Here is a 19,239-nt window from a genome sequence, read left to right on the forward strand (position 1 = left end):
AAAGTATGCGCTTCGTTCAGTTACAGCCAATTGCTCTTATGCTGTTGCGGAATTATTAGTCCGCGGTCATCAGCTGGACATTGGTCATGGAGTTTTTTGGTTGGCGCGCCTTTCGCAACAAGAAGCAGGTGGGCTCTCTGGCGGGTTTGACGGGAACGCCCTTCAATAGTGGCAAGATTCAGCATGAACAGGGGATCAGCAAGATAAGGCAGAAGTCCCCAGTGCAAGGGCGATCGAGATGAAACTGGTTATGGGTGCGATTACAGCCAGCAGCAAAAACACCAGCCATTGGGTTTCCGCCAGCCACTATGCAGGGGAGGCAGTCGGCAACGCAAGATCGGCATTGTTGCTGTGGCCCGACGCCTGTTGATTGATCTATGGCGTTATCTTGAGGAGGGGATAGTCCCTGAAGGGGCGATTCTGAAGCAGGTTTGAAGAGATAGGATATTTGGGAAGCCGATCGAAAGATGAAACCGTTAACGTTGCAGCCGTTGTTTGAGGTATCCGGACCCAACCTGGGTCGAATGATAACTCGTACCGTTTCTTGTAGATGGGGTACTTCTTCATCGGTTCACAAAGGCGCCAGAGGCGCATACAGCATAAGGTTTCCGGCGACAGAGCCGGGACGGATAGAAGGTGGTATCAGGCCAGATAGGGCTGATCGCCTACTGAACTGAAGCAACGCAATATCAGCGGGAAACGGAAGCATTCGTCGGCATAAGGAAAGCGTAAAACACAATCGTAGTATCAGGTTGTCCACCCATAGCCTGTCACTGCGCAGAAATATGAGGACTGCAATCATGACAGACTATGCGTGGACAACCTGATTGATCTAAATCAGAGGTTTGGTGAATAATTCCCCATAGAAGGTTGGGTTACGACGCACACGCATCTAACCCGACCTATGGCAGAATCGTTCTATATATATAACCTTATCCAAACTTGTCAGGAGTCGTTTCAATGAGTCGAGAGATTATTCGCACCGATCAGGCACCCCAGGCTATCGGAACCTATTCACAGGCAGTGAAGTGCGGCACTACAGTCTACCTCTCAGGACAGATTCCGCTGGTGCCTGAAACCATGGAGATGGTGGATGGAGATGTCGAAAAACAGATCCGCCGTGTATTCGATAATTTGCAGGCGGTGGCGCGTGCTGCAGGCGGCACGCTTGCTGACGTGGCGAAATTGAATGTGTTTCTCACGGACCTCAGCCATTTTTCCGTGGTGAATCAGGTGATGGCAGAATATTTCAGTGAACCCTATCCAGCGCGCGCTGCCATTGGTGTTGCCTCCCTGCCGAAGGAAGCCGCGGTGGAGATGGATGCGGTGATGGAGCTGTAATGTTCAGCAGGGATGCCGGTTCCACTACGCTTGAACCGGCCTACAGTGGTAACTTGGCGTAGCGGCATTCGAAAAGACAAGGTGTAGGCCTGATCAAGCGTAGCGGATCGGGCAGTGATCGCAAGAAAAAACAATAACCAGTCAATTGCACAGGAGATAACAGTAATGAAGAATCGTCGGTTATTTATCAAGAGCGGCATTGTCGCGTTGGTTTTCTCTCTGGGTCTGTCCGCGCCAGTGAGTGCAGCAAAACGTTATGTGTTCAGCGGGGGGCCTGCAGGCGGTACGTTTCAGGTGGTTGCCAATGCGGTTCAGGTTTACGATCCGGTGAAAAACAACAAGGCCTACAAGGTCAAGGCCCAGTCCTCAGCAGGTTCAGTGGAGAACCTGCGCAAGGTGAATAAAGGACGGGCGCACTTCGGCGTGGTCTATTCAGGGCATGTCTTCCTTGGTCGTGAAGGCCGGTTGAAGAATGATAAAAATAAGTATGAAGATGTCCTGGCACTCTCCTATCTCTATGGCGCCCCTGCCCAGTTGGTGGTGCGTAAGGGTTCCGGCATCAAAAGCGTCAAGGACCTTGAAGGCAAGAAGGTGGGTGTGGGTAATGCGGGTTCAGGAGCCTTTGCCAACTGCGAACTCTTCTTCACCCACATGGGAATCTGGGACAAGATCAAGCGAAATGCCATGGGTTATAATGATGCCGCTATGGCGTTTGGCAATAATCAGTTGGACGCCTTCTGGCTCTTTACCGCTTTTCCCAGTGGTGCGGTGATTATGGCGGCACAAACCAATGATATCGATCTTATCGATCTCAGGACCGATGCGAATTCGAGCGGTTTCTTCAAGCGTTATCCCTACTTTTCCGAACTCTCGGTACCTGCGGGTACCTACAAAGGGGTGGATTACGAGACACCCTCCTTTCAGGATTCAGCGCTTTGGGTGGCCAATGCCAAAGTGCCAGATGACGTGGTGTACGATATGTTGTCAAAGGTCTATGCCGATGAGGGTTTGGCTCACATGCGTGGGCAGAAGAAAACCTTCAAGGAGATGAGTATCGAGACCGGCGTCAAAGGCATCGTCACACCGATGCATCCGGGGGCAGTAAAATTCTGGAAAGAGAAGGGCATGCTGTAAGCATTGTGTGGTTGAAGCTGACGGGTTCAAATGAACCCGTCAGCTTCACTATGAAGGCGTAGCGATATGTTTGAAAAACTGCACAAGGTTGAGCGATGGCTGTTCGATATCCTGGCGGTTTTTCTGGTGCTTTTCTACTCCTACTCTGCGGTATTGGAACCGGCGGCCACTCAGTATCATCGTGGCATCTATATTATCGTTACCTATGTCCTGGTGTTTCTGCTCTATCAATCGAAGAGCCGGATCGGCAGGGGTATCGACTATCTTTTGATCCTGCTATCCATTGTCGCTATCGGCTACTGGATGTTCAACTTTGAAGTGATCAACTATCGCGCTGGAGCTGAGACGGAGCTCGACAAGGTGATCGCGATGGTCGGTGTGCTGCTGGGTATCGAGTTGGCGCGCAGGGTAGTGGGCAATATCTTCGTCATCATTGGCAGTATCATGCTGTTGTACGGCGTCTATGGCGACTATATGCCGGATCTCATCTCCCATGCCGGAGATACCTTTCCCGATCTCTGTACCAGTATCTTCTATAAGAGCGATGGCGTTTTCGGCATCATGGCCAATGTTCTGGCTACCTATATTCTGCTGTTCGTGGTGTTCGGCGCCTTTCTGGAGAAGAGTGGCGCGCAACGTTTCTTCATCGATTTTCCCCTGGCTGCAGTGGGCCATAAAGTGGGCGGGCCCGCCAAGGTGGCGGTCATTGCCAGCGGTCTGTTTGGCTCTATCTCCGGCAGTGCCATTGCCAGCACGGTCTCTACCGGCGCCTTCACGATTCCGATGATGAAGAAGGCGGGTTTTAAACCCCATGTGGCGGGGGCGATAGAGCCGGCCGCCTCCATCGGTGGCATGTTCATGCCCCCCATCATGGGCGCGGGCGGTTTTATCATGGCCGAGATGACAGGTCTGCCCTATTCACAGATCATGCTGGTGGCCCTGTTTCCCGCCTTGATGTACTTCTTCAGTGTCTTTGTCATGGTTCACTATGAAGCGAAGAAGTACAACATCGTGGGTGAACGTTCCGCCGAGAGTGCGATGGAGATTCTCAAGAAGGAGTGGTTCTATATACTGCCTCTGGCGGTGATCACCGTCCTGATGCTGATGGGTTATTCACCGGGTTATGCGGCGATCATCGGTATCGTTACCTCTATCGCCATCAGCTGGTTCAGGAAGGAGACCCGCATCGGGCCAAAGGGTTTTGTGACGGCGGCGCGAGCCGGAGCGGAGAACAGTCTCAAGATCGGCGCCACGGTGGGTGTTATCGGCATTATCATTGGTGTGCTGACCTACAGTGGGCTGGTGCTTACCTTTGCCGACATAGTCATCGAGCTGGCGGATGGAAAACTGTTTATCACCATTCTGCTGATTGCCCTGGCTTCGCTGGTATTGGGTATGGGCGTGCCGGTGACTGCGGCCTATCTGATTACTGCGGTGGTGGCGGTGCCTGCGTTGACGCATTTGGGGGTGAATGAGCTTGCAGCCCATATGATTGTCTACTGGCTCTCCCAGGACTCCAACATCACACCGCCGGTCTGCATCGCCGCGTTCGCCGGCGCCACTATCGCCAAGGCCAACATGTGGAAGACAGCATTCACCGCATTCAAGTTCGCCAAGTTTCTCTATCTGGCGCCTTTTCTGTTTGGTTATGTGCCGGCATTTTCTCTGGATGGCAGTGCCATGGATATCGTCCTCGTCTTTATGCTTATCATTGTCGGCACCTACGCTTATGCCTGGTTCCTGAGTGGCATCTGGCTGCAGTACTTCAGAAAAGCCGAAGATCAATAAGCCGCCTGAATTAAGATGCAAATCAGCTATCATTGGGCAAACAGGTCAAATAACAGATAAATTTAGAGTGGATAGAGACTTACAACAACTCATCGAAGTCAACGTCAAGGGACGGGTGTTCGTCACCTGTAGTTCCCGTGGGATTACCGATCTGTCGATAATCCAGTACTACGGTGATGTGATCAGACAGGCGATAGAGGCGGGCATAAGTGGCGATGCCTCTCCATTGGCATTCAATAGACTGTTGGATGAACAGATCGCGTGGTTGGAAGCGGAACTGGATCGCGAGAGTGATGCTCGCGAGGAACAGGCGAATCAAGTGGAAAAGGATGGTGAGTCACCTCAAAAGAGAGTGAGAAAGGAGAGTGGCTACGTTCCTAAAGCTAAATCGATGCCCGAAAAACTCGCCGACCGTCGGGCAGGTATGGACGCCTTGCTGAAAAATGAGTGTGTCACGCTGAAACTGATCACACCGGGGCAGGCCAAAAAGATGACCAGAAGGTTTCTCGGCAAGGATCCAAAGGTCGCCGAAGAGGAAGTGGTTGTGGAATTGCGCAACACGCTCTATTCCCAGATACGCCAGTTCATTCGCAGTCACGAAGGTGGGCCCTGGTCGTCTCATAACGCACAGAGCGATCTGCGCATGGATATTGCTGCGACCAAGAGTGTCAGGGCAGTGGTAACCTTGACCCAGCATATTTTCAATGAGCGGGATGAGTGGCTGCAGGAGAATAAAGGCGGTCTGGCCGGGCGTTTTTTCGGTGGCCGTTTTTGGACCAAACGTTGATTGCGAGACGCACTTAAATCAGTCGGGAAAAACATGGGTAAACAATACGATTCGATCAATGACAAGCTGGTGGACTTCATCATTCGGCAGCAGATCTTTTTTGTAGCTACCGCAACGGCGGATGGGCGTATTAATCTATCACCCAAGGGGATGGACAGTCTGCGTGTGGTCAGTCCGAATCAGGTGGTTTGGCTCAATCTGACCGGCAGTGGCAACGAAACAGCAGCCCACCTGCTGGAGAGTGACCGCATGACCCTGATGTTCTGTGCCTTTGACGCTGATCCGAAGATCCTGCGGTTGTATGGTCATGCAACGGTTCATCATGAGGGGAGTGCTGCGTGGGATGCCCATATCGGACGATTTCCCAGTCTGCCGGGGGCGCGTCAGATTGCGGTGATGGAGGTGGATCTGGTACAGACCTCCTGCGGTTTCGGGGTCCCCCTGTTCGAATATCAGGGTGACCGGGATACATTGAAGGAGTGGGCGAACAAAAAAGGTGAAGAGGGGATAAAAAAATATTGGAAGGAGCGCAACAGTGTCAGTCTGGATGGGAAGCCGACGGGGATGGGGGAAAGAAAGGTTAAAGATTAAAGATTAAAGGCTAAAGGCTAAAGGCAAAAGGCTAAAGGCAAAAGGCTAAAGGCAAAAGGTGGCCGTGCCAATGGATAGGCCAAACTCCGTTGTTGCTGCCGCTGTGGCTGTAGGCCGGTTCAAGCGTAGCGGAACCGGCAACCTGAATCGTTCTGCCAAGGCCCGGATGCCCGATCCACTACGCTTGATCGGGCCTACATGGTGAAACCTGTTACTCCCCGCAAACCGTCACCGTAACCCGCCGCCGATGAGGGTGGGTGCGATGTTCCCAAAGATAGATGCCCTGCCAGACTCCCAATCCCGGGCGTCCATCGATAACCGGAAAGCTCATGTCCATGTTGGTCAGGATGGAACGGATATGGGCGGGCATGTCGTCCGGTCCCTCCTGGGTATGATCGAATATCCTGTCCCCATCAGGTACCAGACGTGACATGAAACGCTCCAGATCCTGACGCACGGTTGGATCGGCGTTTTCACAGAGGATCAAAGAGGCACTGGTATGCTGGATGAATAACTGGCAGATGCCGGTTTTGATAGCGGATTGCCGGACGATCTCTTGAACCTGACTGGATATGTCATAGGTGCTGCGTCCCCGGGTTTCGATCTGAATCGTCTCCTGTACCACCATTTTTTATTCCCCATACTATCTGGCATGCTATGGGCCGAAGTGTAACTGGAACCCACCGCGATTGAAAAAGGATCACTCACCGATAAACCTGGAATCCTGCCCCATCACCGCCCTCAAGCGGGTGGGACCAAAGGTTGCCGAAAAGCTGGCGCGTCTGCGTATCCACACCATTCAGGATCAGCTCTTCCATCTGCCGCTGCGCTATCAGGATCGTACCCGGGTGCAATCCATCGGCTCGCTACGCCATGGGGATCAGGCGGTTATCGAAGGGGAGGTGGAGCTGGCCGATATCAAGTTTGGCCGCAGGCGTTCATTGCTGGTGCAGATATCGGATGGGACCGGCTCGCTTCTCCTGCGCTTCTTCTATTTCAGCAATGCCCAGAAGAGTAATCTGAGCCGGGGTGTCCGGCTGCGCTGCTTCGGCGAGGTGCGTAACGGCCCGAACAGTCTGGAGGTGGTGCATCCTGAGTATCAACAGATTAACGCCGAGACGCCATTGGCGGTGGACGAGTTCCTGACACCGATCTATCCGACCACTGAAGGGGTGCATCAAATCACCCTGCGAAACCTCAGTGACCAGGCGTTGGCCTGGCTCGAAGAGCAGCCTTCCACACTGCAGGAATTATTGCCGGACCAACTGCTACAGCGGTTCAGGCTGCCCGATCTGGCGGCAGCAGTTCGTTATCTGCATCGGCCGCCACCGGATGCACCTCAGCATCAGTTGGCGGAGGGTCTCCACCCTGCCCAACAGCGACTGACATTCGAGGAGTTGCTGGCCCATCAGATCAGTCTGCGTGAATTGCGTCAGCGCCATCAACAGACGCCGGCACCAACCCTGCCGGGGAGTGGGCATCTGTGTGACAGCCTGCTGCACAGGCTGCCCTTCCAACTGACAAGTGCGCAACAGCGGGTGGTGGCGGAGATAGCATCGGATCTCGCCCGGCCCCGCCCGATGCAGCGACTGGTGCAGGGGGATGTGGGTTCCGGTAAGACCATCGTCAGTGCATTGGCTGCGCTGCAGGCGGTGGAGTCCGGCTATCAGGTCGTTTTGATGGCCCCCACCGAACTGCTGGCGGAGCAGCACCTGCGCAACTTTGCCGACTGGCTGACCCCGTTGGGGGTGGAGATGGCCTGGCTCACAGGCCGTTTGAAGGGCAAGCAGCGGGAGCAGACTTTGGCGCGGGTGGCAGACGGTGGCGCCAAGGTGGTGGTGGGGACCCACGCGCTCTTTCAGGGGGATGTAAGTTTCTTCGGCCTGGGTTTGGTGATCATCGATGAACAGCACAGATTCGGCGTCCACCAGCGCCTGGCCCTGCGGGAGAAGGGGACAAAGCAGGGGCGCTGGCCCCACCAGCTGATCATGACCGCCACCCCCATTCCGAGAACCCTGGCGATGACCGCCTATGCTGACCTCGATATCTCCATCATCGATGAGTTGCCGCCGGGTAGAAAACCGGTGACCACGGTTGCCATCCCGGACGGTCGCCGCGACGAGGTGGTGGCGCGTGTACGTGCCGCCTGCGCCGAAGGTCGTCAGGCCTATTGGGTCTGCACCCTGATCGAGGAGTCGGATGTGCTGCAGTGCCAGGCGGCGGAAGATACCGAACGCCTGCTGGTGGAAGCGCTGCCGGAACTGCGGGTGGGTCTGGTGCATGGCCGGGTGAAGCAGGAGGAGAGGGAGGCGGTCATGGCCCGCTTCAAAACAGGTGAGTTGGATCTCCTGGTGGCGACAACAGTGATCGAGGTGGGGGTGGATGTGCCCAACGCCAGCCTGATGATTGTCGAAAATCCGGAGCGACTGGGTCTGGCCCAACTGCATCAGCTGCGGGGGCGAATCGGACGGGGTAGCACAGCGAGTCACTGCGTGCTGATGTATCATGCGCCCCTGTCGCAGAATGCCAGGCAGCGGTTGGCTATTCTGCGTGACTCCAATGACGGTTTCGTGATTGCCAATAAGGATCTGGAGATGCGAGGTCCCGGCGAGGTGCTGGGTACCCGGCAGACCGGGGAGATGCAGTTGCGTATCGCCGACCTGGTGCGGGACCAGGATCTGCTGGACGACGTGCGGGAGGCCGCCGACCTGATGCTGGCATCTTATCCGAAAAATGCAGCGGCACTGGTGCGCCGCTGGCTGGGTGAGCGGGCCGAGTATGGTAAAGTTTAATGGTTTTTCAGTAGGTCGGGTTAGATGCGCGTGCGCCAAGTTTTAATTTTGCCACGTGTTTTGCAGCGCATCGTAACCCGACACTGTCTTTGTCGGATTACATCGCGCATAAACATTGTGCAGAATCCCTGTTTAGTGCGATTGCGCGACTAATCCGACCTACGTCGTTTTGTGTTGCGGTAAGAGAAGAAGAATGAACATCCCAAGATCAACCATTCGGCTACTGTTACTGATTTTGGCGCTGAGTCTGTCATCGATTGGCGCGCAGGCTGCGGAGATCCGGGTGGCGGTCGCCTCGAACTTCAGTGGGACAATCAAGGAGATCGCTCAGCGGTTCGAGGCGCAATCCGGTCACAAGGTGACCCTGAGTGTGAGTTCCACCGGCAAGCACTATGCGCAGATCCGCAACGGCGCCCCTTTTGATCTTTTTTTTGCAGCGGATACCCGTCGTCCCAAACTGCTGGATGAATCAGGTCTGATTATTTCCGGCAGCCGTTTCACCTATGCCGTTGGGCGGGTCGTATTGTGGAGTCCCAAAGCGGGTTATGTGGATAGGCAAGGGTTGGTACTTGAGCAGGGTGATTTTCGTTTCCTTGCCGTCGCAAATCCGAAGCTTGCCCCTTACGGCAGAGCGGCAAAGGAGGTGCTGCAGCTCCGTGGTCTGTGGAAAAAACTGCGCGGGCGTATGGTGCGAGGTGAGAGCATCGGCCAGGCTTTTCAATTCGTGAAGAGCGGCAATGCAGAACTGGGATTCGTCGCCTACTCCCAGATAAAACAGCCGCATAGCGAGCCTGCCGGATCGCTCTGGGAAGTGCCCCGGTCACTCTATCGGCCCATCGAACAACAGGTGGTTTTGTTGCGGGATAGACCTGCTGCCAGAGCCTTGCTGGCATTCGTCAAAGGAGATGAGGCGGTAGCAATCATCAGAGGCTACGGTTATGGAACAGAGGGTGATGGCTGATGTTGGATGATGGCGATCTCGCCGCACTCTGGATAACGCTGCGATTGGCGGGGCTGACTGTGGTGATTCTGCTGTTGCTCGGCACCCCGCTCGCCTGGTGGTTGTCCAGAACCCAGCGGCGTTTCAAAGCGGTGGTGGAGGCCGTGGTGGCGCTGCCGCTGGTGTTGCCGCCAACGGTGCTGGGATTCTATCTGCTGGTGGCTTTGGGACCCAACGGGCCGGTGGGTGGCATGATGATGGCGCTGGGGGGTGAGCCACTCGCTTTCACCTTTGCGGGTCTGGTGATCGGTTCTGTTTTTTACTCACTCCCTTTTGTGGTGCAGCCCCTGCAGGGGGCGTTTGCTGCCATTGGACACAGGCCGATGGAGGTCGCCGCTACCCTTGGCGCCTCACCGCTGGATCGGTTCTTTACGGTTGCGGTGCCCCTTGCCCGTCCCGGTTTCCTCACTGCGACAGTACTCGGTTTTGCCCATACTGTAGGCGAGTTCGGCGTGGTGTTGATGATTGGCGGTAACATCCCCGGTGAGACCCAGGTGCTCTCCATTGCGATCTACGACCATGTCGAAGCGCTGGAGTATGGCCATGCCCACTGGCTCTCTGGAGGCCTGCTGCTGCTCTCCTTTCTGTTGTTGTTGGCGGTGTATGTCCTGAATCGCCGCTTCAAGGTTGTGTGACCGTGACGATCGAGGCACGCTTTCTGATCGAACGGGGCGACTTTACCCTGGATGCTGATTTTATAGTGCCTGCGCAGGGGATTAGCGCAATTTTCGGGGCCTCCGGCTGCGGTAAGACGACCCTGTTGCGGGCCATTGCCGGCCTTGAACAGCCGGCCAGAGGTTATCTGAAGATAGCAGGAGAGGTCTGGCAGGATGGTGACCGTTTTTTGCCCCCCCATCAGCGGCCCCTGGGTTATGTCTTTCAGGAGGCGAGCCTTTTTCCCCATCTTTCGGTGCGGGGGAATCTTGAATATGGCTACAAACGGCTCCCGCTGGAAGCACGGCGGGTCGATTTCGACCGCGCGGTCACCCTGCTCGGCATCGAGCCCCTGCTGGCCCGTCGTCCCGAAGGACTCTCCGGAGGCGAACGCCAGCGGGTGGCCATCGCCCGGGCGTTGCTCACCAGTCCCCGTCTGCTGTTGATGGATGAGCCACTGGCGGCGCTCGACCGACAGAGCAAGAGAGAAATCCTGCCGTTTCTCGAACGGCTGCATGAAGAGCTGTCGATTCCGGTACTCTACGTCAGTCATGCGCCGGATGAAGTGGCCCGGCTCGCCGATCAACTGGTGCTGTTGGAGCAGGGTCGGGTGAGAGCCTCCGGTCCGATTGGTGAGATGCTGACCCGTGTCGACCTGCCGCTCGCTCATGGTGACGAGGCAGAGGCGATCGTCGAGGCGAAGGTCACAGAGCATGACCAGGCGTTCCATCTCACCTACCTTGAGTTTCCCGGTGGCCGTTTCACCGTGGCGAGAAAGGATCTGCCCCTGGGGCAGTCGGTGCGGCTGCGTCTGCTGGCCCGGGATGTCAGTCTGAGCCTCGAACGGCACGAGGGCACCAGCATCCTGAATATCTTTCCGGCAAAGGTCGAAACCCTGGCTGATGAAAATCCTGCTCAGTTGATGGTGCGCCTGGATGCCGGGGGCGTGCCGATTCTCTCCCGTATCACCCGCAAGTCAGCAACTAATCTTGCCCTCGAACCGGGAAAGTCGGTCTATGTGCAGGTCAAGACAGTTGCGCTGTTGGGCTGATTGGCGGCATGATTTGTCCCGGTTTTAACGATTTGGGAAACATCGATGGGTAATTCACTGCAGGATCAGTTCCTGAAAGCGGGCCTGGTGGACAAACAGCAGGCGAACAAGGCGAAAAAAAACGTCCATAAAAAGAGCAAACAGCAGCGCAACAGCAAAGAAAAGATCGTCGATGAGAACAAACTGCGCGTGCAACAGGCCCAGGCGAAAAAAGCCGCACGGGATCTGGAACTCAATCGTCAGCAGAAAGCGCAGGCTGAGCAACGGGCGATTGCCGCTCAGGTAAAACAGTTGATCGAGATGAATCGTCTGCCCAGGGACAAGGCCGAGGTTCCCTACAACTTCACCGAAGAGACCAGGATCAAAAAGATCTACGTGACCGATATCCAACACGACCAGCTGAGTCGTGGACTGCTGGCGATCGTCCGGCTTGGCGCGACCTATGAACTGGTACCCGCAGTGGTGGCAGAGAAGATACGGCTCAGGGACGAGGCAAGCATAATCCTCATCAACGAGTCGCAGAAGAGCAGTGACGAGGATGATCTCTATGCTGACTATAAGGTGCCCGACGACCTGATGTGGTAGCGGGCAAGGTGCGCGGTGCGCACCTTGCTTCTGCCCACGCACCTAGAAAAAATCTCCGGAAAGTTCAGGCTTGTGTGACAGCGTATCACCTGTCCAGTCACTGCCATTTTTCCGAATCTGGTGAGAAATGCATGCCAGCTATGCGATAATCCCCCCTTTTTTACAGGTGCGTATGTCTTGCAGAAACACTCTCCGAAAAAGTCAGTGTTGGAACCTAACTGGTCCGGCTGGAGGCAGTTGCGCTTTTCGTCTGTTCCAAAGGGTGTGCTCGGCTGGCTGCGGGATGAGGGATCCCTGACGCGGCGGGTGATACAGGCCTGTGCCGGTGACTTCCGGGTACGGGTATTGCACCAGGGTTGGGGGACGCCGCTCTACAGTGAGGGACAGGTGCTCAGGTTGCGGCGGGGAGAGACTACCTTGGTGCGGGAGGTCGAACTGCTCTGTGATGAAACCCCCTGGGTATTTGCCAGAACCCTGATTCCCGCAACCAGCCTTAAGGGACCAGCCAGACGCCTGACCCTGCTCGGAGACAAGCCGTTGGGGGCGGTGCTGTTTTCAGATCCTAATGTACATCGGGGGATTACCCAGATTGCTCGATTGCTTCCCCGCCATCCCCTATTTGCCGCCGCTACTGCGCATCTGGCGCGCCCACCGGCTGAACTCTGGGGAAGGCGGACCCTGTTCTATATCGCCGGGCGTCCGTTGCTGGTGAATGAGATATTCCTACCGGATATTCCTCGGGATGAAGGCCGATGAGTGGGCCAGAAGTCAAACTGGAATCGCTGCAACCCGGTCCGGTCTCCTGGCAGGAGCGGCTGCGTCGATATGCGCTGCTGATCCGTCTCAATCGTCCCATCGGCATCCTGCTGTTGCTCTGGCCGACACTCTGGGCACTCTGGGTGGCGGGCGATGGCCAGCCCCCCTGGCAGATTGTGCTGGTCTTCATCTGTGGCGTGGCGCTGATGCGTTCCGCCGGTTGTGCCATCAACGACTATGCTGACCGACACATCGATGGCCTTGTGGAGCGCACCCGACTAAGGCCGATCGCTGCGGGGCTGGTTACTCCCAAAGAGGCGCTGGGGGTATTTGTCGTCCTCTGTCTGATCGCCTTTCTGCTGCTCTTCTTTCTCAACTGGCAGACCAAACTGCTCTCGGTGGGGGCGGTGCTCCTCGCAGCTGTCTATCCCTTCATGAAGCGCTACACTTACCTGCCCCAAGTGGTACTGGGCGCTGCCTTTGGCTGGGCGGTGCCGATGTCTTTCATGGCGGTGGGTGAATCCCTGCCGCTGGTCTCCTGGGTGCTGTTTACCGCCACTCTGCTATGGGCGCTGATCTACGATACCCAGTACGCCATGGTTGACCGGGATGACGATCTCAAGATCGGCGTAAAATCCACCGCGATCCTGTTTGGCCGGCATGACCTTCTGATCATCGGCATCCTGCAGTTGGTAATGCTGGGATTGATGGTCTGGGTGGGTGTGTTGGTCGAGCGCGGCTTGCTCTACTATCTTGGTGTGGCGGCTGGCGCGGTCCTGTTCGCCCATCAACAATTGCTTACCCGCGAGCGGGAGCCCAAGGCCTGCTTTGATGCCTTTCTCAACAACAACAACTTCGGGCTGTTGGTGTTTTTGGGACTGATGCTGGATTATCTGTTTTCTGTTTGAATGTGATTCTATGTAGGTCGGGTTAGCGCAGCGTAACCCGACGGAACCCTCCAATGTGTCGGGTTACGCTGCGCTAACCCGACCTACCCGAAATTATACGCATCGCAATGGTCAAGGATGACGACATGGAATACCGACGCGCTTTTATCCCCGGAGGCTCTTTCTTCTTTACCCTGGTAACGGATAAGAGGAGACCTTTATTCCATGATGGAAAAAACGTGGGTACCCTGCGGGAGGCGTTCCGCAACGTAAAAATAAAACGTCCTTTCGATATCGACGCCATCGTGATCATGCCGGATCATCTGCATTGCATCTGGACGCTGCCACCTGGCGATGAGGACTTTTCCACCCGCTGGCGGCTGATAAAGACCTGGTTCACCAAACATTGTCGGGGTGACCTGTATGTCTTATCAGAGGAAGCCCGGCGACAAGCAATTTGGCAGCCTCGTTTCTGGGAACATGTGCTACGTGACCAGAACGATTTCAATCGGCACGTCGAGTATATTCATTACAACCCTGTAAAACATGGATATGTAATCGCTGCCAGGGAGTGGCCATACAGCAGTTTTCATCGCTACGCTGATGCCGGAATCTATCCCGCCGATTGGGGCGGCGGTGGCATGGATTCTAAAGGCATTGGCCGTGAGTGAAGGGTGGCTGTCGGATTACGCTGCGCTAATCCGACCTACACATTACCCGCCGCACTTGATCCAGCCGTAGGTCGGGCTAGCGCGACGTAACCCGATACTTCGGTGTCAGGTTACGCTGTTTATCAGGGTTTGAATCTTTCCAGATCCTGGTTGGCGATGCGGCCCTGGCCTGAGCGGATCTGGCCTCGTGTCTGCTGAATCAGTTGATCACGCTCCTGCTGGGTGCCGTATTGGGGTTCCTGGTAGATATCCCGCCAGATCGAATCGTTGCTGGGCGAACCCACCTCACGCCTGATCTGCTGCACATCGGCATTGAGTTCCCCCCGAATCAGATTGACGACGATTCTGCGTTGCAGGTCGGCGGGCTGGGTATTGTTCAGCTGGGATCTGACATTGTTGATAAAACCTGTCGGGGAGCGGCCATAGGTTCGACCGCGCACATGCCGATAGTGGTGCAGGTTGATCGCATGGCCTTGGGCGGTCCTGCTGGCGGCGTGGCGCTGCATATTTTGGGCACCGGAGGAGTTCGGATTCAGGTTCGTCCTGAAACAGGGTAACGAGGCCGCGTGGGTAAATACGGTGTTCTGCGGTTGATGATCGGGGGTGATCCTGTCGCTCACGGCCCTGGGCATGGAGGCGTAGGTGCCGACCATGCCTTCGAGACGATATTTTTCCCTCACCCTGCCCCAGTTTCTCTCACCGGAGAGCAGTTGCCGCAGCAGGTTGGTCAACTGGACCTCCTGCTGCATCATCCGCTGTCTGAGCTGCTCCTTTTGTGCGGCGGTGGCGTTGTTCCGTTGCGCCTGCTGTATCTCTCTTGCCAGTGGCGCGATATTGTTTTGCACATGATCGCGTGCCTGGTTCCACTTCTGCAGTTTGGTCTGCTGCCCGGTTCCTGAAAGATTGTTCCGTGCTGCCTTGTATTCGTTCAGAAACTGCATGGCGGGTCTTGGAACGCTGGCGATCATCAGTCGTTGCTGATTGCCCTGGCGCTGGAAGTAGATCGAGTGACTTGCCCCGTCCGCACTGAATCGTCGGCGGAATCCGAGCCAGTTGATTACCCCTGCGACCGCCGCCCGTGCACGTCCAGCCACTGCCTGGCCCCCCGCCAACAATCGCCGTCCCTGCCGGGCGATCCAATCCACCATCCGGTCGATGGCGCGGTCCACTCTGGCCTGGATGCGTTGGATAATCGAGCGGATGCGTCCGGCGATGCCGCCGAGTCCCATCAGGCGGGCGAGGAAACTGATCACCACAGGGATGGTCCGGGCCATGGTCTGTTCGACGTAGTTGGCGGCCTGCTCCAGGCGTCCGGCTGCGATGTTGCTGACCGATTCGAGCACGGAGTTCACCACCGCCATGATCTGGTTGATTCTCTCGATCAGGAACATGATGGTGTTGTAGATAGCCAGGATCGCCTGGATTACCGCTCCGGCCGGATTGAACATGGTGGCCAGACGGGTGATCGCAGCGGTGACCACCCGGGTGATCACCCAGTTGCGGATGGCCCCCATCACGATCTCACGCAGATTGCCCTGGATGAACTCCACGATCTGCTGCCAGGCGGCACCAGGACCTTCAGTGACCAGGGTACGCAGGAATCCAAAGAGGGTCTCCAGCCGTGAGACGTTGGCCTCACCCAGCAACCGCACCAGTCGTGGACGAATGCGGGCATAGGTGATGCCGAGAACCTGCAATACCAGAGAGATGATGCCCTGCAGGTTGAAGGTTTGGGGCAGTTGCAGACCGGCGCCCTCCAGTGCCCCCAGCAGCCAGCCCACCAGTCCGTTACGCAGGTGGGTCAGGATGTTGCCCGCAAACTGACGGAAGCCCCGTGCCATCGCCTGGATCAGGTTGCGGATAAAGGCCACCGGATCGTTGATGATGGTCATGAAGGTGTCACGACCGCGCTTGAGGATCGCCAGCACTCGTGCCCCACCGGCCCCCATCACCCCTTCAAAGATGAATTCCAGAATCTTCTCCGCCACGGCTGTGGCAAAACGGATGATGCGTCGCACCGGTGCCCGGAACAGTGCTACGACACGCTGAAATGCCGCCACCGGGTTGAGCAGGTCGGTAATGGAAAAGCTGTTCCAGGCCTGGGTGAAGAGCGCGCGGATCATGTCCCAGGTTAGATTTAGCCGGGTGATCTGCGCGTTGAGCCAGGCCATGGCCCGTTCGATGGCGCCGGACTGTTGCAGATTCTGGAACTTCTCCTCACCGCCGGGCACGAAGCTGAGGAACCCGCGGATGAAGTTGCTGGCAGTACGCGGTACCGGCTGTTGTGTGAATGGATTACGGCCGATGATTACCGTAAACAGGTGGAATCCGGGCACACTGTCGGCATGACGTGAAAGCCAGTCGAGCAGGGCATCCTTGATGAAGCTCAGGACCGTCGTGGCAACATTGCGGGCAAAGCGGAAAGCACGGCTGATGAAGGGTCCGAAGATATTGAGTACGCGGTTGAAGGCGGCAACCGGATTGAATACATCCTGGATCGAAAAGCTGTTCCAGGCAGTGATAAAGAGTGCGGAGATCTCGACAATGGTGAAATTGAGCAGGGCCAACTGCGGAGTCGATCCAGGCGCGGTGCGCTCCAGCGCGCCCCATGTTCCCGCATCTTCCGCCAACTCACGGGTGGCGCCGATCCAGCGTCGAGGAACTCGGCGATGATCTGCGCCGTGGTGGCAATCACGGGTGCGATCGGTTAACGGGTCGCTCAACGATGATCATGGATTATCAGCCGGTAGCCGGGCAGCCCCGGCGCAAGACCGCGCAGAGATTGCTGACAGGAGCGTTGATCAGTTCAACCACCTTGTCGACCAGCTGCCCGGCGAGCGGCGGACGTCCTGACGGGGGCGAAGGTGTTGATCAGAACGCGCCGGTTATAGGCAACGAGGGTCGAGCCAGGAAAAATTCCATCGGTCGTGAACGCTGAATCGGGCGTTTCACCGGTCCACATTGAGCCTGAGTGCCGCAAACGTGCATTGACCCATTGAATGCGGCATCGACGATGCCCAGTTCAGTCGGTTGTCGAAGAGCCGGATGCCAGTACGGAGGCCAGTCCGGGTCAGGATGTTGCCCGCAAACTGACGGAAGCCCCGTGCCATCGCCTGGATCAGGTTGCGGATAAAGGCCACCGGATCGTTGATGATGGTCATGAAGGTGTCACGGCCGCGCTTGAGGATCGCCAGCACTCGCGCACCACCGGCCCCCATCACCCCTTCGAAGATAAATTCCAGAATCTTCTCCGCCACTGCGGCGGCAAAGCGGATGATGCGTCGCACCGGTGCCCGGAACAGCGCCACGATGCGCTGGAATGCCGCCACCGGGCTGAGCAGGTCGGTAATCGAAAATCTGTTCCAGGCCTGGGTGAAGAGCGCGCGGATCATGTCCCAGGTTAGATTAAGCCGGGCGATCTGTGCGTTGAGCCAGGTCATGGCCCGTTCGATGGCGCCGGACTGTTGCAGATTCTGGAACTTCTCCTCACCGCCGGGCACGAAACCGAGGAACCCGCGGATGAAGTTGCTGGCAGTACGCGGTACCGGCTGCTGTGTGAATGGATTACGGCCGATGATTACCGTAAACAGGTGGAATCCGGGCACACTGCCGGCATGACGTGAAAGCCAGTCGAGCAGGGCATCCTTGATGAAGCTCAGAACTGTCGTGGCAACATTGCGGGCAAAGCGGAATGCACGGCTGATGAAGGGTCCGAAGATATTGAGCACGCGATTGAAGGCGGCAACCGGATTGAATACATCCTGGATCGAAAAGCTGTTCCAGGCAGTGATAAAGAGTGCGGAGATCTCGGCAATGGTGAAATTGAGCAGGGCCAACTGCAGGTCGATCCAGGCTGCGGTGCGCTCCAGCGCCCCATGTTCCCGCATCTTCGCCAACTCCTGGGTGGCGCCGATCAGCGTCAGGAACTCGGCGATGATCTGCGCCGTGGTGGCGATCACGGGTGCGTCGGTTAACGGGTCGCTGCTGATGATCATGGTTATCAGCCGGTAGCCGGGCAGCCCCAGCGCAAGACCGCGCAGGGTGCTGAGCAGGGCGTTCTTGATCAGTTCAACCACCTTGTCGACCAACTGCCCGGCGAAACGGCGGACGTCCCTGACCAGGGGGGCGAAGGTGTTGATCAGAACGCGCCGGTTATAGGCAACGGGGTCGAGCCGGAAAAATTCCATCCGGTCGTAGGCTTGCTGAATCAGGCGTTCCACCCGGTCCACATTGAGCCTGAGTGCCCGCAAACGTGCATTGACCCAGTTGAATGCGGCATCGACGATGCCCAGTTCAGTCAGTTTGTCGAAGAGCCGGATGCCGAGTACGGAGGCCAGTCCCATGAAACCTTGCAGCAGGTTTCGTGGCGTGCGGGCAACCGTTTGGCCAAGCAGTGGGTTATAGCCGATGATGACGGTAAGCAGGGTATAACCGGGGATGTAGCGGGCGTAGCTGTTGAGGCGTCTGCCGATGAAGCCGGGCAGACGCTGGATGGAAGGTGGTGCGCGGGTGATTCTGTCGCCGGAGCGTGTGGCCTTTCTCTGGATTCCCGGTGTGGCCGGACGACGTTGCACCGCACCGCCCTGCTGCACGACGTGGGTCAACTCGTGGGCGAGCAGGTGTTTGCCCGCGCTCGACTCCGGCGCATAACGACCCTGCCCAAAGTAGATGTGACTGCCGTGGGTGAATGCCTGGGCATTGATTTGTCCGCTCATCGATGCGGCGCGCTGGCCGGTATGCAGACGCACACGGCTGAAGTCTGCCTGGAAGGCTGACTCCATCGGCTGGCGCAGGGTCGATGGCATCGGGCGTCCGGCACCCTTTGAGTTTTGCAGATGCGAGCGAAAACCCGGGCCAGGCTCCGGTGGGCCACGTGCCGTTGCTGATCGATGCAGGGTACGTCTGGGCGACCGGTTACGTCGCTGGCGGTTAACTGCCAAACCAGCGGATCGGTGAATCGTTGCAGGTGCCTGACGTAATCTGTGGATTGGGCTGCTGCCGAATCTGTGGGATGCCCGTGGGAAGGGTGGCGGTACGCCGGATCGGTAGCGATAGTGTTTGGGAGTGCGGTCCACGGCCGCTTCATCCTCTTCAGGCTGTGTCTGCAACTCCTCCTCTTCCTCTTCGGGCTGCCGCCGGAGTGTCTGCAGCTCCTCCTCTTCCTCTTCGGGCTGCCGTCGGAGTGTCTGCAGCTCCTCCTCT

19 protein-coding genes are annotated in these 19,239 nt (G+C 56.9%); 16 read left to right on the plus strand and 3 right to left on the minus strand.

All coding sequences use genetic code 11. The features are described 5' to 3' along the window. The first annotated feature begins 68 nt into the window (after nucleotides 1-68). The 7 genes from G9Q73_RS20405 to G9Q73_RS06940 all read left to right on the plus strand — a co-directional run bounded on the left by G9Q73_RS20405 (nucleotide 69) and on the right by G9Q73_RS06940 (nucleotide 5,641). Complete coding sequence (locus G9Q73_RS20405; RefSeq protein ID WP_369408946.1) at nucleotides 69-242, plus strand: transposase; 174 nt, start codon at nucleotides 69-71, stop codon at nucleotides 240-242. Continuing rightward, nucleotides 239-370 (plus strand): hypothetical protein, encoded by a 132-nt coding sequence (locus G9Q73_RS19975; protein ID WP_281397566.1) that lies wholly within the window; start codon nucleotides 239-241, stop codon nucleotides 368-370. Before G9Q73_RS20405 ends, G9Q73_RS19975 begins: the two co-directional genes overlap by 4 nt. 590 nt (nucleotides 371-960) lie before the next feature. Further along, on the plus strand, nucleotides 961-1,341 hold the full coding sequence (locus G9Q73_RS06920) for a RidA family protein (RefSeq protein WP_177419137.1): 381 nt from the start codon (nucleotides 961-963) through the stop codon (nucleotides 1,339-1,341). A 165-nt stretch (nucleotides 1,342-1,506) separates the two neighbouring features. After that, on the plus strand, nucleotides 1,507-2,475 hold the full coding sequence (locus tag G9Q73_RS06925; protein WP_177419138.1) for a TAXI family TRAP transporter solute-binding subunit: 969 nt from the start codon (nucleotides 1,507-1,509) through the stop codon (nucleotides 2,473-2,475). 66 nt (nucleotides 2,476-2,541) lie between these two features. After that, nucleotides 2,542-4,263 carry a TRAP transporter permease gene (locus G9Q73_RS06930; protein WP_177419139.1) on the plus strand — a complete coding sequence of 574 codons (1,722 nt, stop codon included), beginning with the start codon at nucleotides 2,542-2,544 and terminating at the stop codon, nucleotides 4,261-4,263. 67 nt (nucleotides 4,264-4,330) lie between these two features. Next, the gene (locus G9Q73_RS06935; RefSeq protein WP_177419140.1) at nucleotides 4,331-5,050 is read left to right on the plus strand and encodes a hypothetical protein; all 720 of its coding nucleotides are present in this window, start codon (nucleotides 4,331-4,333) and stop codon (nucleotides 5,048-5,050) included. Between the two features lie 33 nt (nucleotides 5,051-5,083). Further along, entirely contained in the window at nucleotides 5,084-5,641 is a 558-nt protein-coding gene (locus G9Q73_RS06940) for a pyridoxamine 5'-phosphate oxidase family protein (RefSeq protein WP_177419141.1), read from the plus strand. 211 nt (nucleotides 5,642-5,852) lie between these two features. On the opposite strand, the gene G9Q73_RS06945 is transcribed toward G9Q73_RS06940, so the two are convergent. Next, entirely contained in the window at nucleotides 5,853-6,269 is a 417-nt protein-coding gene (locus G9Q73_RS06945) for a secondary thiamine-phosphate synthase enzyme YjbQ (protein ID WP_177419142.1), read from the minus strand. A gap of 61 nt (nucleotides 6,270-6,330) precedes the next feature. On the opposite strand from G9Q73_RS06945, the gene recG reads away from it, so the two are divergent. The 8 genes from recG (at nucleotide 6,331) to G9Q73_RS06985 (ending at nucleotide 14,037) form a co-directional block, all read left to right on the plus strand. Further along, a complete protein-coding gene (gene recG / locus G9Q73_RS06950; protein ID WP_246345091.1) occupies nucleotides 6,331-8,433 on the plus strand; it encodes an ATP-dependent DNA helicase RecG in 2,103 nt (700 codons plus the stop codon). A 193-nt stretch (nucleotides 8,434-8,626) separates the two neighbouring features. Continuing rightward, entirely contained in the window at nucleotides 8,627-9,394 is a 768-nt protein-coding gene (gene modA / locus G9Q73_RS06955) for a molybdate ABC transporter substrate-binding protein (RefSeq protein ID WP_177419143.1), read from the plus strand. Continuing rightward, nucleotides 9,394-10,068: a molybdate ABC transporter permease subunit gene (gene modB / locus G9Q73_RS06960; protein ID WP_177419144.1), complete on the plus strand. Its 675-nt coding sequence runs from the start codon at nucleotides 9,394-9,396 to the stop codon at nucleotides 10,066-10,068. Before modA ends, modB begins: the two co-directional genes overlap by 1 nt. 2 nt (nucleotides 10,069-10,070) lie before the next feature. Further along, a complete protein-coding gene (modC, locus tag G9Q73_RS06965; protein ID WP_177419145.1) occupies nucleotides 10,071-11,138 on the plus strand; it encodes a molybdenum ABC transporter ATP-binding protein in 1,068 nt (355 codons plus the stop codon). 45 nt (nucleotides 11,139-11,183) lie between these two features. Next, nucleotides 11,184-11,723, plus strand: coding sequence for a DUF2058 domain-containing protein (locus tag G9Q73_RS06970; protein WP_177419146.1), 540 nt, complete (start codon nucleotides 11,184-11,186; stop codon nucleotides 11,721-11,723). A gap of 177 nt (nucleotides 11,724-11,900) precedes the next feature. Further along, a complete protein-coding gene (locus G9Q73_RS06975) occupies nucleotides 11,901-12,479 on the plus strand; it encodes a chorismate--pyruvate lyase family protein (protein WP_177419147.1) in 579 nt (192 codons plus the stop codon). Then, a complete protein-coding gene (ubiA, locus tag G9Q73_RS06980) occupies nucleotides 12,476-13,387 on the plus strand; it encodes a 4-hydroxybenzoate octaprenyltransferase (protein ID WP_177419148.1) in 912 nt (303 codons plus the stop codon). The genes G9Q73_RS06975 and ubiA overlap by 4 nt, the downstream gene beginning before the upstream one ends. Before the next feature lie 125 nt (nucleotides 13,388-13,512). After that, entirely contained in the window at nucleotides 13,513-14,037 is a 525-nt protein-coding gene (locus G9Q73_RS06985; protein ID WP_177419149.1) for an REP-associated tyrosine transposase, read from the plus strand. A 122-nt stretch (nucleotides 14,038-14,159) separates the two neighbouring features. Here the strand turns inward: G9Q73_RS06985 and G9Q73_RS06990 are convergent, their stop codons facing one another. After that, entirely contained in the window at nucleotides 14,160-16,760 is a 2,601-nt protein-coding gene (locus G9Q73_RS06990; RefSeq protein ID WP_177419150.1) for a phage tail protein, read from the minus strand. A 2-nt stretch (nucleotides 16,761-16,762) separates the two neighbouring features. Between G9Q73_RS06990 and G9Q73_RS06995 the strand changes: the two genes are divergently transcribed. Beyond that, entirely contained in the window at nucleotides 16,763-16,975 is a 213-nt protein-coding gene (locus tag G9Q73_RS06995) for a hypothetical protein (protein WP_178941485.1), read from the plus strand. Between the two features lie 10 nt (nucleotides 16,976-16,985). On the opposite strand, the gene G9Q73_RS07000 is transcribed toward G9Q73_RS06995, so the two are convergent. Continuing rightward, nucleotides 16,986-19,145, minus strand: coding sequence for an eCIS core domain-containing protein (locus G9Q73_RS07000; RefSeq protein ID WP_177419151.1), 2,160 nt, complete (start codon nucleotides 19,143-19,145; stop codon nucleotides 16,986-16,988). Nucleotides 19,146-19,239 lie beyond the last annotated feature (94 nt).

The organism is endosymbiont of Lamellibrachia barhami (assembly GCF_011947365.2).
GTDB lineage: Bacteria > Pseudomonadota > Gammaproteobacteria > Chromatiales > Chromatiaceae > QGON01.